Source organism: Caloranaerobacter azorensis DSM 13643 (assembly GCF_900129995.1).
GTDB lineage: Bacteria > Bacillota > Clostridia > Tissierellales > Thermohalobacteraceae > Caloranaerobacter > Caloranaerobacter azorensis.
On record NZ_FQXO01000007.1, the window covers coordinates 63,048 to 77,200 of the forward strand.

A 14,153-nucleotide genomic window follows, 5' to 3' on the forward strand; every position below is an offset into this window, starting at 1 on the left:
CCTCCTTAAATCAGTCCAATAATTCTTTTAGTTTTTCAAAACGAGGATCGATGAAATCATCTTTACATTTGCACTTTTGCAAATTTAAATTTTGACCACATTTAGGGCATAACCCTTTACAAGCTTCATCACATAATGCTTTCATAGGAAAAGAAAGCAAAATAGCAGAAACAATAAACTCCTGTAAATCTACTATACCATCTTTGTATACAACTAAAATTTCATCGATTTCTTCTTCTGAAATGTTATTCTCTTGCTCTACAAGCCTTCCCAATAGAACTGTACTTACTTTATTATTAAACTCTGTTAAACACCTAGCACAATTTTCCTTATAAGTATAAATAACTGTCGCATTTATAAATAAATCTTTATCAACCCTGTATATCCCACCATCTATACTTACAGGAGCTAATAATTCAATTTCTCTACCTTTTATTGATAAACTAGATATATCAACCTCTTTACAAAGATTAATCACTTCAACAGTCCCATCGAGAAGTTTTGAAATATCTACTTTCATTATGTTCACCTCTTAAATGTTGCCAGATTTTATTATATAAAGGTAAACCTCATTTGTCAAGAACTATATTACAGCATTTTAATATAAGTTAAAGGCAGGTAAATCCTGCCTATACTAAAGCTTTAGTTTCTCTTGCTATCATAAGTTCTTCATTAGTAGGTACAACCAATACTTTAACTTTAGAATTTTCAGTGCTTACAATAGTTTCTTTTCCTCTTACTTTGTTCTTATCTTTATCTATTTCTATTCCCATGAATTCTAATCCTTCACAAATAGCCTCTCTAGTTTCTGGTGAATTTTCTCCTAATCCAGCTGTGAATACAATCACATCTACTCCACCCATTATAGCTGCATATGCACCTATATATTTTTTAACCCTGCTTGTAAATTTATCTAATGCTAACTGCGCTCTCTCATTTCCTTTAGCCGCTGCTTCTTCTATATCTCTAAAGTCACTACTTACTCCTGATATACCTAATACTCCTGATTTTTTATTTAATAAATTATTCACTTCACTGATTGACATATTTTCTTTTTCCATTAAAAATGTTACTATTGCAGGATCTATATCTCCACATCTTGTACCCATAACAAGGCCTTCTAATGGTGTAAATCCCATACTTGTATCGATTGATTTACCTCTTTTAATAGCAGCTAAACTTGCCCCATTACCCAAATGGCATGTTATAATGTTTAACTCGTTAATATCCTTTCCTAAAATTTCAGCAGCTCTGTTTGATACATATTTATGAGATGTACCATGAAATCCATATTTTCTTATTCCATACTTTTCGTACAACTCGTATGGAAGTGGGTAAATATAAGAAGATTTAGGCATTGTTTGATGGAATGCTGTATCAAACACACCTACCATAGGAGTATTAGGCATTAGCTCTTGACATGCTTCAATTCCCATAATATTAGGTGGGTTATGTAATGGTGCTAAATCTGAACACTCTCTTAAAACTTTTAATACTTCATCATCAATAACTACAGAACCAGAGAATTTTTCTCCACCGTGTACCACTCTGTGTCCAACGGCACTTATCTCTTCCATTGATTTAATAGCACCATGTTCAGAATCTGTAAGTGCATTTAATACAATTTCTAAAGCTACCTTATGATTTGACATTGGCTTTTCAATAATAACTTCTTCTTTACCTATTGTTCTATGTTTTACCCTCGAACCGTCAATCCCTATTCTTTCAGCCAAACCTTTAGCTAAAACTTCTTCATTAGTCATATCAATTAACTGGTATTTTAAAGATGAACTACCACAGTTTATAACTAGTATCTTCATAATATACCTCCTAAAAATGATTTAGTACCAATATTCATATTATTATAATTAAAGAAAAAAATCAACTAAATACGTTATATTTTTATAACCCATAGGAAATTATATACCTTACTAAATTGCAATATAGTTTCTGTTATGGATATAGACAAAATCCTTCTTGATTTATTCAAATCGAAGATTTTATTCATATTATTAACTTAATTCCAATTTTTAATCTATTTTATTCCAAAAAACAAATATGATATAATTTATTCACAATCAAGATATTAAAAAAAGTTAAATCTTTAAATTACTAAAACGGAGGATGTTATGAAAGTACTAGGATTAATAACTGAATATAATCCATTTCATAATGGACATCTTTATCATTTAAAAAAATCTAAAGAAATAACTGATTGCGATTATTCAATATGTGTAATGAGTGGAAGTTTTGTTCAAAGAGGCGAACCTGCTTTAGTAGATAAGTGGACTAGAGCTAAAATGGCAATTGATTCTGGAGTTGATTTAGTAATAGAACTCCCCACTATATATTCATCTCAAAGTGCAGAATTTTTCGCTTACGGTGCGATTAAAATTTTAGATGGTTTAGGAATTGTAGACTGTTTATGCTTCGGAAGCGAAATAGGTAATTTAAATGAATTAAATATAATTTCTAACATCCTTGTAAACGAAACCGAAGAATTTAAACATTTCTTAAAAAAATATTTAACAGCAGGATATGCTTATCCAAAAGCAAGAAGTTTAGCTATATCCGATTATTTAAAATCAAAAAATATTGATTTAAATAATATAAATAAAATTATTTCAAGCCCAAATAATATTTTAGCAATAGAATATTTAAAGGCTTTAAAGAAAATAAATAGCAATATAAAACCTTATACTATAAAAAGAATAAATGCAGAATATAATGATATTAACATGACAGGAGAAATTTCTAGCGCTACTGCAATTCGTAATGAAATCTTTAAAACCTTAAATGGCATAGAAAATATTAAATCAGCTGTACCAAATACTACATATTCTCATTTGAAGGATTTTTTAAACAAATATGGTTCTTTCAATAATATTGAAAATTATGCACAAATTATTCGATATCATATAGCTAGGTTTGATAAAAAAAGTCTAACAGAACTATTCGATATTGAAAACGGACTCGAAAATAGGATTTTAAATTGCATAAAAGAAAACACATCTATAAAAGACACTTTAAATTGTATCAAAACTAAAAGATATACATATACAAGACTGCAAAGGCTGCTTATACAAATGATTATTGGACTAGATAAAAAAACTCTTTCTACCCTTTATTCGCAAGATAATTTATATATTAGGGTATTAGGTTTTAATCAAAAAGGAAAAATTCTACTTAATAAAGCTAAGAAAAAATCTAAATTCCCTATAATAACAAAATTCGCTAACTATAGAAAAATCAACGATAATAATTTAAATAAAATTATCGAAATAGAAAAACGAGCAACCGACATTTATTTTTTAGGTCTGCCAAATTATAACGGTAAAAATTTTGATCTAGACTATCTCATAAGTCCATACATGAAAATAGATGGATAATCTCCATCTATTTTCCATCTATAACCCTCTTTATCTCTTCCATTTTCTCCATTGCCGCTTCATATCCTTTAATTACACACTCTTCAACTTTATCGAATCTTGAAGATTTTATATGTGAAACATCAGGTTCTATTACTATGTCAGCTGATATTATCTTATTAGTCGATATCTGCCTTGACATAACATCTATTGACTGTAATATAACATCAAAAACATGATTAATTCTCCCGGGTTCACCACTAAAACCGACATCAACCGCTATCACTATATCAGCTCCCATATCTCTTACAACAGTTGCTGGAACTCTATCAATTACACCACCGTCTACCAGTATCATATCTCCATGTTTTACAGGTTCAAATATACCTGGTATAGATATACTAGCTCTAACAGCTCTGTAGATTGGTCCTTCTGTAAAAATATATTCACTAGAAGTTTTTAAATCAGTAGCAACTATAAACAATTTTTTGTTCAAGTCTTCTATATTTCGATTCCCTGTTAATAATTTGACTAGTTCTTCCACTTTTTTCCCTTTAACAAATCCTCGCTTTGGAACAGTTAAATCAATCCACAATTTACGATCTATATTTAATGCTATATTTTCTATCATTTTAGGTTTTACACCGCAACAATATATTGCTCCAATTAAAGCCCCAGCACTACTCCCTGATACTATATCTACTTCTATACCATTTTCTTCAAAAGCCTTTAATACTCCTATATGTGCTAGTCCTCTAGCAGCCCCTGATCCTAAAGCTAACCCAATTTTTCTTTTTTCTACCAAACTCTTCACCCCACTCTAATAAATACTACTATCATATTAATATATTATAACAAATATATATATACCATAACATTCTTAGGAGGTCTTTTATGACACAAATACTTTTTATTTTATTCTTGATTTTAATATTTTTCTTAATTAAAAAATTTAGATATTTATTAATTATTTTACCAGCTTTAATAACAATTTTTATAATTTTATCATTAATTGTATTCCCAAAAAATACAATTGATGCAGCAGTAGACGGTATAAACATATGGTTCTATACCGTTTTACCTTCATTACTTCCTTTTTTTATAAGTGCTGAAGTCTTAATAGGATTAGGAGTTGTAAATTTTATAGGGACTCTTTTAAGTCCAATTATGAAACCGATTTTTAACCTCCCCGGAGAAGCTGCTTTCCCTTTCGCAATGAGTATTACTTCAGGATATCCTGTTGGCGTAAAATTAACTTCAAAACTTAGGATGCAAGGTGTTTTAACAAGAATTGAAGCTCAAAGACTCATTTCTTTTGCTAGTACCTCTGGTCCTCTATTTATGATAGGTGCTGTAGCAGTAGGTATGTTGAAAATGCCAAATTTAGGACTTTTAATTGCAATTCCGCATTATTTAGGAGCAATTACAGTTGGTTTATTTTTTAGATATTATGGAGTTAAATTTGATACCCCTAAAGTAATAAACAATAATAAAAAAAATCTAATTAAAACAGCTTTTAATGAATTAATTTTAGCCAGAAAAAAATATAATAAGGGTTTCGGACTAATACTAGGAGATGCTGTAAAAGAATCTTTTAACACTATGTTAATTATAGGCGGATTCATTATTTTGTACTCTGTTATTATTGAAATCTTAGATATTACTGGTATTCTTAATCTATTAAGTAGTATGATTTCTTTTATACCTTTTATATCTAATAAAGAGTTAATTAAAGCATTTATTTCAGGACTTATAGAAATGACTGTCGGATGTAAAAATATTGCCAACATATCTTCTGTTCCCGTTTTAGTAAAATTAGTAACAATTAATTTTATTATTGCATGGAGTGGTATATCGATACATAGTCAAGCTTCAAGTTTTATATCTAGAACTGACTTAAAAGTAAGTATATATTTATTATCAAAACTACTTCACGGTATTTTGGCCAGCATTTACACTATTTTAATAAGCAATATTTTTATAAAATTACCGATAGACACACCAGTTTACGCTTCATACACTTATACGAACGCTACTTCTTTTGAAAAATGGTTTAATATTTTTAAATTTTCTACTATTTTGCAAATATCTATACTTCTAATAATTATACTAATATCTTTAATTGTTGGTATCTTGTTTGCAAAAAAAGGATAAACTAAAAGCTCAAAAGGCTTCTTTTTAAAGAAGCCTCATTTATTTAAGCCCTTTTAATTCCTCCCTATTTTTTTCAAGCGTAGTTATTATAGACTTTAAATTATCTTGTACATTCTTTAATAATTCGTCTGCATACTCTCTTGCACCTATTCTTATCTCTTTCGCATTTGCTTTAGCCTTATTTATAATCTCTTCGGCTCTTTCTTGTGCCCTTCTAGTTATTTCATCTTTTTCTATCATTTCTTCTATATGTAATCTAGCTTCATCAATAATTGTATCTGCTTCATTTTGAGCCTCTACTAAAATTCTTTGTCTCTCTTCTTTTATCCATTCTGCTTGTTTAATCTCATCCGGTAATTTTATTCTTATTTCTCTAATAATTTCTAACAACTCTTCTCTATCAACTAAAATTTTTCCTGCAAAAGGGATCGATGAACTTCCATCTATAATATCTTCAAGTTCATCTAATAGCTTAATAACATCCATTTTCTAAACCCCCTTTATCTTATTCAGTATAGCCCTTTCTACTTCTTTGGGTACAATATCAGAAATGTCCCCGTTTAATTTTGCAACCTCTTTTACTAAACTAGAACTTAAAAAAGAATATTTACTATTAGTCATAAGAAATAAGGTTTCTACACTATTATCAAGAGCTCTATTCATCATGGCCATTTGCATTTCATATTCAAAATCTGAAACGGCTCTCAATCCCTTTATAATAAATGATACATTTTTCTTCTTAACATATTCAACTAAAAGTCCAGAAAAACTGTCAACTTCTACATTTTCATATCCTTTAGTAACCGCTCTTAAAAGTTCAACCCTTTCTTCAACTGTAAACATTGGTTTTTTTGATGGATTATTTAAAACTGCAACAATAACTTTTTCAAATTTTTTAGAACACCTTTCGATAATATCTAAATGTCCATTTGTTACAGGATCAAAACTTCCAGGATATACAACAACCATTAAATTACCTCCTAAACTCATAAAAAGTTATTTTAGTGTTTCCATAATCATTTTCTCTAACCTTTACAAATGAAACAATTTCATTCAACAAATCTAACTTACTCTCATGTTCAATTATTATTATTCCTTCTTCTTTTAATAAATCCTGATATGCTATACTTTCTAAAGTTGGAATCACTAGACCTTTTTCATATGGCGGGTCCATAAAAATATAATCAAATCTTATTCCCCTAATTCCTAACTTTTTTATAGCTTTTTCAGCAGTATTTTTATAAACGTAACTCTTATCTATTAATTTCGTTTTAATTAAATTCTCTTTTATAGCTTTTATACTTATAATACTATTATCTATAAAATAGCATTCTTTAGCTCCACGGCTTAAAAATTCTATACCTATGCTGCCAGAACCTGCGAATAAATCTAATACTACACTACCTTCTAAATTATTCCCTAAGATATTAAAGAGCGATTCCTTTATTCTATCCGTAGTTGGTCTAACATCTAAACCCTTAGGAACCTTTAATCTGTGTCCTTTAGCAGTTCCTGTAATTACACGCAAAATTATTCCTCCTTACCTCTAATAATAATATTTTAGCATATTATATCTTTTTTACAAACAAAATTATATAAGCTGTTAAAAATATTTCTTTTAAAATTCTACACATAAATTCAAAAATCAAAAAAAGATGCTAAATGCATCTGAACTTGTTGACAAAGTAAAATATTTTATGAAAATGACGCTCATGCGGACGAATTTAGAAAAAACTAAATTCTTTCAAGCATTCGCTTTCATTTTCATAAATATAAAAAAACATAAGTTTGTCAACAGCCTGAGATGCTAAATGCATCTTTAATTTAAAGAAATATCATTTAACTTTTCTTCAAATATTTCATAAATTTTTTGCTTTAAACTAGAATGTTTAGGTAATTCTAGAAATGGATCCTCTTTTAAAAGTTGGAAAACTTCTTTTTGTGCTATCTTTAACATTTTAATATCGGTAAATAAATTTGCAATTTTCAAATCGGGCAATCCATGTTGTTTTGTCCCAAAAAACTCCCCTGGACCTCTTATCTCAAGATCTTTCTCTGATATTTCAAATCCATTATTAGATTTCTCCATTATCTTCATTCTTTCAATAGAAATTTTACTTCTGCTTTCATTTATAAGAATACAATATGATTGATGCTCACCTCTACCAACTCTACCACGAAGTTGATGGAGCTGAGATAATCCAAATCTTTCAGCATTTTCTATGACCATAATGTTTGCATTAGGAATGTTTACTCCAACTTCTATAACGGTTGTCGAAACAAGTATATCAATCTCTCTATTTTTAAATTTTGCCATTATAACATCCTTTTCAGTTGCCGATAATTTCCCATGCAATAATCCAAGCCTAAGATTTTTAAAGATATTATTTTTTAACTCTTCATACAATTTTATAGCTGATTGTAAATCTAACGTATCAGACTCTTCTATCAAAGGACAGACAATATAAGCTTGTCTACCTTTGTTTATTTCTCTTTTAATAAAATCGTATACTCTTTTTTTCATACTTGAATTTACTACATAAGTTTTCACTTTTTTTCTTCCAGGTGGTAATTCATCTATAATAGAAATGTCAAGGTCTCCATATAATATCAATGCCAATGTTCTCGGAATTGGCGTTGCAGTCATAACTAAAACATCGGGATTTAATCCTTTTTGTGAAAGAATCGCTCTTTGTCTAACTCCAAATCTGTGTTGTTCATCAGTAATTGCAAGCCCTAACTTATGAAATTTTACATTTTTTTGTATTAGCGCATGTGTACCAATTACAATATCAATTGTCCCTTCTCTTATTTTATCTAATATTTCCTTTTTTTTCTTACTAGACATGCTTCCCACTAACAAACTAACTTTAATTCCAAATCGCTCTAATAAATTACTTACATTTTCATAATGTTGCGTTGCTAAAATCTCCGTAGGAGCCATCATAACCGCTTGATAACCCGATTTAACTGCCTTAAACATTGCTAATACTGCAATAATTGTCTTGCCAGAACCAACATCTCCTTGCACTAGCCTATTCATTGGCCTATTTGACTCCATATCTAAACATATTTCTTTATAAACTCTTTTTTGTGCATTAGTTAACTCAAATGGTAAAGAACTTATTAGTTCATCTATTTCATTTACCTGTAAAAATCTTATTCCTTGTGAATTCTCTACATATTTATTTCTTATAAGTCTTAAACCTAACTGCAAAATAAAAAGTTCTTCAAATACAAGTCTTCTTTTAGCTTCAATATACGAATATCTATCTTTAGGAAAATGTATATTACTTATCGCTGTATAAATAGAGCATAAATTATATTTTTCTTTAATATACTCTGGCATTATATCCTCAATATAATATAAATATTCGTCTAACACATTCCTGACTAACTTAACCATATCACCATTTTTTAAGTTTTTGGTAAGCGGATAAATAGGAACAATTTTCCCTATTTTTTCATTCTCCCCTTCTCTTTCAAATATAGGATTCTGAATCTGTATCTCATTAAATACTCTTTTTACTTTTCCACTTACTTTTAATACCTCTCCTATTTTAAATTGCTTTTTAATATATTCCTGATTAAACCAAATTAAAAATGCTAGTCCTGTTTCATCTCTAACAGGCACTTTAACAATTGAAAGACTTTTTTTTGGCTTTACTATCGAAGGTGAACCTACTACAATAACTTTTAAATTTGCTTTTTCACCATTTCTTACATTTATTATTTTATCTGTTTTTCTCCTATCATCATAAGCTCTTGGGAAATAGTAAAGTAAATCTTTCACTGTTTCTATATTAATCTTTCTTAATAATTTTGCTCTTTTAGGACCTACTCCTTTTATAAATTGTATAGGTGTATTAAGCCTATTCAATTCTTTCACCTCTAATTTCGATCAGATTTTATTATAATAAAAAACAATAGCTAAGTATAACCTAGCTATTGTAACTATTCTATTGAGAAAATATAATAATACAATGGCTGCCCTCCATAAACAACTTCTACATCACAATCCTCAATTTCATCTTCTATAATTTCTGCTAATTCTTCTGCTTCTTCTTCGGAAATATCCTCTCCAAAATATAACGTAATCAAATCATTATCTTCATCAACTATATCTTTTAACAAATTAATCGAAACTTCAGTAATATCATTCCCAACTGATTTAATTTCACCTTCACCAATGCCTATAATATCATCCTTTTTAATCTCTATATCATTAACTACTGTATCTCTAACAGCAAAAGTAACTTGACCTGTCTTTACTGATTTAACAGATTCCATCATATTATTAATATTTTCTTCAAGTTCTAACTCTTCATCAAAATTTAAAATAGCAGAAATTCCTTGAGGTATACTTTTAGTCGGTAATACTTCTATATTCGCATTACTTAATTCTTTAGCTTGATTAGCTGCTAAAATAATATTGCTGTTATTTGGTAATATTATTATATGTTCTGCATTTATACTTTCTACTGCTTTTAATATATCTTCAGTACTTGGATTCATTGTTTGACCGCCATGTATAACAAAATCTACATTCAAATCTTTAAAAACATTTGCTATACCTTCACCCATAGCTACAGCTATAAAACCATATTTTTTTCTATTTAATTCTACCGCTTTCTCTTCTTCTATTATCTTATTTTTATGCTGATGTCTCATATTGTCAATCTTAACATTAATTAATTCCCCTATTGCAAGCGCTTTTTCTAAAACAATCCCTGGATTATTTGTATGAATATGAACTTTTGTAACTTCATCATTATTTACAACAAGTAAAGAATCCCCTAGTTCCATAATTTCCTGCTTAAATCTATCAACATCTACATTTTTACTATTAATAATAAACTCCGTACAATATCCAAATTTAATATCCTCATCGGCTCTTTCAATATTAACACTATTTTCTGCTTCTACCTCAGTATCCTCTTCAAGTAAAACACTATCGCCAATCGTTATAACATCTAAAGCACCTAATAGAATATATAATAATCCCTTTCCACCAGCATCTACCACACCTGCTTGTTTTAAAACAGGTAACATTTCAGGTGTTTTTTGTAAAGTCATTTCACCATGTCTAATTACTTCTTCTAAAAACTTTATGATATCATTCTCTTTTACTGCTATCTCTGCAGCTTTTTCTGCGCACTCTCTAGCTACTGTCAATATCGTACCTTCTATCGGCTTCATTACAGCTTTATAAGCAGTATCTGAAGCTAATTTAAAAGCTTTAGCTAATATTTCTACATCAATTCTTTCTACTCCTTTTAATCCATTAGCAAAACCTCTAAATAACTGTGATAATATTACTCCTGAATTTCCTCTTGCTCCCATTAGAGAACCATTTGAAGCAGCTTTAGCAATATCCTCAATCTTTTCACTATTTAAACTCTTTACCTGCTTTATTGCTGACTGCATTGTTAATGACATATTTGTACCAGTATCTCCATCTGGTACAGGAAATACATTAAGAGAGTCTACTACTTGTTTATTTTTTTCTAGTGTGTTCGCTGCTCCTATGAAAATATTTTTCAGTAAAACTCCATCTATGTATTCAATTTTCAACATTAGTACCTCCTTAACCTACTTTTGTACTCTGACACCTTGAACGTTAATATTAACTTTTTCTACTATTAGACCTGTCAAACTCTCAATATTATACTTTACTTTTTCTATTATGTTATTTGCAACTACTGAAATTTTTGTTCCAAATTGTACTATAACATATAAATCAATAATAATTCTATTATCATCAGTATAAACTTTTACGCCTTTTGTCAAATGCTCTTTCTTTAGTAATTCTACCAAACCATCAGTTGCATTTCGACTCGCCATTCCAACTAAACCATAACACTCCATAGCCGATAAGCCTGCTATTACAGCAAGTACATTATCATCAATATTTATTGTTCCAAACTTATTACTTAATTTACCTGGCATTATAATCCTCCTTTAGATTTATTATATATATATAATACCTTATTATTTTACCTTATTCAACTTGACTTTTATAATTCAAAAAAGATTACAATAAAATCCCCTTATTTAAAAGGCTTTTCTTTTTAAACTTTAGCATATTTATATCTTTTTATTGCAAAAATAATCCTTGTTATGTTAAAATAGTAATGTTTTTATAGGGGCTTTTTAGTAATAGAATCGAGGAGGTGTTTTTATGTCAAGAGTTTGTGAAGTATGCGGTAAAGGAAAAGTATCAGGTTTCAAAGTAAGCCACTCTAACCGTCATAATAAAAGAACTTGGTTACCAAATATCAGAAGAGTTAAAGTTATCGTTAATGGTACTCCAAAGAGAATAAGAGTTTGTACTAGATGTTTAAGATCAGGTAAAGTTGAAAGAGCTTTATAGTCTAAATGGCTTCCTAGATAGTGGAAGCCTTTTTTATTTTTGTTAAGTGCTGTACAAATACCATCCCATCCATATCATCCCAAGTCCAATAAATGATAATATAACCCAACTCGGTAATATATACAAAAGCAAACTTATTAAAATAATTAATGAAACTATTATTAATGTTCTTTTTATTCGTTTCAAAAACATCACCTCTATAACATTCTATAGAATACCCATCCAGTTAAAATTAATAAAACTCCTAAAAAGAAAATCCAGACTGATATGGGTACAACTTGAATTACAATTATTGCACCTATAACAGCAAGTAAAATACCTATTATTTGTTTTATATTTTTTTTGAGAAATATTTTTTTCATATTAACCACTCCCTAAAAGCTACTATAATATATTTTATTCAATGCATTAAATAATGTTACTAGATAATTAAAAAGCGGCCAAAGGCCGCATCAGTTCTAATCTATAGACTTTATAACTAAACATACTCCATCTTCTACTTTGATAATTCCTGCATCAGATACTAGGGTATTACTTATACCAAGTGTTGAACTAAATTTAATATTTCTATCTTTTAATTCATATTCAAATCCTTTCAGTGTAACACCTAATAAATCTCCATTAAACGGAATAATCGAAACATATTTTTTATCATCTTTATAAACAACTAATTCATCTTTTGTTATAAATATTTCGTTATGATCGTCTATTATAGTAGCTTTAACTCCTTTTTGCAATAAAGAATATAATAAAAATATATTGGCTAAAGTATGATCTAATCTTGTACCTGTAACCCCAACTAATACTATTTCATTAAATCCTCTTTCAATTATATACTCAATTGCTAATTCAGTATCCGTTTTATCCTTTTTAGTAGGGAATTTTATAAATTTAACTTCAGATTTTTTTAACTTATTTAATGTATCTTTTTCTATAGAATCTAAATCGCCAATAACAATATCTGGTATACAGTCCGCTTTTATAACTAAATTTGCTCCCCCATCGGCACAAGCAATTAAATCAACATCTTTACATAATGTTTTTATTATGTTAGAATTTCTTATATCTCCACTTGAAACTATTAATGCTTTCATATTTCCTCCTACATTTAATTATTTCTTAATCTTTGAATCGGTTTATTTAATAAAAATACTAATACTAAAGATATAATCAATTCTATACCTAAATAACTTCCATTATATACGGCTGAATATACCCAAGGATTCATACCTTTCTGAAGAGCATAATTTGAAAAAAATACGACTCCAGATAATAAATGTGAAATAAATCTACCAAATATAGCCATAAAAACCCCTATAAAAAGATTTAAATATTCGTTTTGTATCTTATTACTTAAAGATTTTGATATACCAGCTAGTCCTAAAAGTCCAAAAGCTATAGGATAATCTAATAAATATTGAATAGGATGTACAAAATAAAGTCCCAATATTGACTGGATAATACCATAAACTAATCCTACAAATATCCCTGGCATTACTCCCCATCTTAAAGCAAATATAATTATTGGTATCATACTGCCAGCAGTTACAGAACCACCGAAAGGCGCCTCATATATCTTAATCAGGCTCAAGATTGAAGCAAGTGCTACCATGACGCCTCCTTCGGTTAACATTTCAACTTTCATATTTTTTCCCATAAAAAATACCTCCTTAAATTTTATATGATTTCTTAAAAATAAAAGGCTTCCGTAACAAATAATGGAAGCCTAAAATACAAAACAAATAAAACATTACCACATAGGTAATGTTAAAGCTACCCACATTCCCTACGCTAGAATTACCTAGTTCAGGTTGAAGGGTCGAAACATAAAGTTTCCTCTCAGCCAACAAGGCTCCCCTAGTGGAATATTCTGTTTTCACCTTCATTATAACAATAATATCTAGTATTGTAAAGTTACAACTTGTTTAAACAGAGATTTCGCATCAAATTTCCAGTAAAAAATTTGTTTTTACTAAAATTTTATTTTTTAACATTTACTTGAATAACTGGGAAGCCTGTAGACCGATAGGTCTTAAAAATAGTTACACCTCCCCCTACCCCAAGAAATTTTAATAATCAATTTCCAGTTTTATTTTAAATTATGTTTTTTCAAATATTGGATTTATCCAATCAGCTTCTATAGTAAATCTTTCATCTCTTATATCTTCAATAATATCTATCTGCAACATTCTTTTCTTTCTAAATCCTCTAATACACCTAAAGAAATATAATTGCATAAGATTAAATGCTATTATTAT

At 28.9% G+C, this 14,153-nt stretch carries 15 protein-coding genes and 1 riboswitch; of the genes, 3 read left to right on the forward strand and 12 right to left on the reverse strand.

Annotated elements, in window-relative coordinates; genetic code table 11:
- Nucleotides 1-10: 10 nt before the first annotated feature.
- Nucleotides 11-520 (reverse strand): YceD family protein, encoded by a 510-nt coding sequence (locus BUB51_RS01505; protein ID WP_073194872.1) that lies wholly within the window; start codon nt 518-520, stop codon nt 11-13.
- Between the two features lie 109 nt (nt 521-629).
- Entirely contained in the window at nt 630-1,820 is a 1,191-nt protein-coding gene (locus BUB51_RS01510; RefSeq protein WP_073194875.1) for an acetate/propionate family kinase, read from the reverse strand.
- Between the two features lie 309 nt (nt 1,821-2,129).
- Between BUB51_RS01510 and BUB51_RS01515 the strand changes: the two genes are divergently transcribed.
- A complete protein-coding gene (locus tag BUB51_RS01515; protein WP_073194877.1) occupies nt 2,130-3,389 on the forward strand; it encodes a nucleotidyltransferase in 1,260 nt (419 codons plus the stop codon).
- Nucleotides 3,390-3,396: 7 nt separating this feature from the next.
- Here BUB51_RS01515 and BUB51_RS01520 read toward each other — a convergent pair whose 3' ends face one another.
- Nucleotides 3,397-4,173, reverse strand: coding sequence for a patatin-like phospholipase family protein (locus BUB51_RS01520; protein WP_073194879.1), 777 nt, complete (start codon nt 4,171-4,173; stop codon nt 3,397-3,399).
- Nucleotides 4,174-4,262: 89 nt separating this feature from the next.
- Here BUB51_RS01520 and ylbJ point away from each other — a divergent pair, with 89 nt between their 5' ends.
- Nucleotides 4,263-5,522 (forward strand): sporulation integral membrane protein YlbJ, encoded by a 1,260-nt coding sequence (ylbJ, locus tag BUB51_RS01525; RefSeq protein WP_073194881.1) that lies wholly within the window; start codon nt 4,263-4,265, stop codon nt 5,520-5,522.
- Between the two features lie 39 nt (nt 5,523-5,561).
- On the opposite strand, the gene BUB51_RS01530 is transcribed toward ylbJ, so the two are convergent.
- From BUB51_RS01530 to BUB51_RS01555, 6 genes are all read right to left on the reverse strand, one after another.
- Entirely contained in the window at nt 5,562-6,008 is a 447-nt protein-coding gene (locus BUB51_RS01530) for a V-type ATP synthase subunit E family protein (RefSeq protein ID WP_035162039.1), read from the reverse strand.
- A 3-nt stretch (nt 6,009-6,011) separates the two neighbouring features.
- Nucleotides 6,012-6,491: a pantetheine-phosphate adenylyltransferase gene (gene coaD, locus BUB51_RS01535; RefSeq protein WP_035162037.1), complete on the reverse strand. Its 480-nt coding sequence runs from the start codon at nt 6,489-6,491 to the stop codon at nt 6,012-6,014.
- A gap of 4 nt (nt 6,492-6,495) precedes the next feature.
- Entirely contained in the window at nt 6,496-7,050 is a 555-nt protein-coding gene (gene rsmD / locus BUB51_RS01540; RefSeq protein WP_035162035.1) for a 16S rRNA (guanine(966)-N(2))-methyltransferase RsmD, read from the reverse strand.
- Nucleotides 7,051-7,341: 291 nt separating this feature from the next.
- Nucleotides 7,342-9,402: an ATP-dependent DNA helicase RecG gene (recG, locus tag BUB51_RS01545; RefSeq protein ID WP_073194883.1), complete on the reverse strand. Its 2,061-nt coding sequence runs from the start codon at nt 9,400-9,402 to the stop codon at nt 7,342-7,344.
- Between the two features lie 74 nt (nt 9,403-9,476).
- Nucleotides 9,477-11,099, reverse strand: coding sequence for a DAK2 domain-containing protein (locus tag BUB51_RS01550; protein WP_073194885.1), 1,623 nt, complete (start codon nt 11,097-11,099; stop codon nt 9,477-9,479).
- Nucleotides 11,100-11,114: 15 nt separating this feature from the next.
- On the reverse strand, nt 11,115-11,471 hold the full coding sequence (locus BUB51_RS01555) for an Asp23/Gls24 family envelope stress response protein (RefSeq protein ID WP_035162029.1): 357 nt from the start codon (nt 11,469-11,471) through the stop codon (nt 11,115-11,117).
- Nucleotides 11,472-11,703: 232 nt separating this feature from the next.
- Here BUB51_RS01555 and rpmB point away from each other — a divergent pair, with 232 nt between their 5' ends.
- Nucleotides 11,704-11,895 carry a 50S ribosomal protein L28 gene (rpmB, locus tag BUB51_RS01560; protein WP_035162027.1) on the forward strand — a complete coding sequence of 64 codons (192 nt, stop codon included), beginning with the start codon at nt 11,704-11,706 and terminating at the stop codon, nt 11,893-11,895.
- Between the two features lie 197 nt (nt 11,896-12,092).
- On the opposite strand, the gene BUB51_RS12960 is transcribed toward rpmB, so the two are convergent.
- The 3 genes from BUB51_RS12960 to thiT form a co-directional block, all read right to left on the reverse strand.
- The gene (locus tag BUB51_RS12960) at nt 12,093-12,257 is read right to left on the reverse strand and encodes a hypothetical protein (protein WP_156099366.1); all 165 of its coding nucleotides are present in this window, start codon (nt 12,255-12,257) and stop codon (nt 12,093-12,095) included.
- 96 nt (nt 12,258-12,353) lie between these two features.
- Complete coding sequence (locus tag BUB51_RS01565; RefSeq protein ID WP_035162025.1) at nt 12,354-12,989, reverse strand: thiamine diphosphokinase; 636 nt, start codon at nt 12,987-12,989, stop codon at nt 12,354-12,356.
- A 14-nt stretch (nt 12,990-13,003) separates the two neighbouring features.
- The gene (gene thiT / locus BUB51_RS01570) at nt 13,004-13,552 is read right to left on the reverse strand and encodes an energy-coupled thiamine transporter ThiT (RefSeq protein ID WP_035162023.1); all 549 of its coding nucleotides are present in this window, start codon (nt 13,550-13,552) and stop codon (nt 13,004-13,006) included.
- A gap of 108 nt (nt 13,553-13,660) precedes the next feature.
- Nucleotides 13,661-13,764: riboswitch (TPP riboswitch) on the reverse strand.
- Between the last annotated feature and the right edge of the window lie 389 nt (nt 13,765-14,153).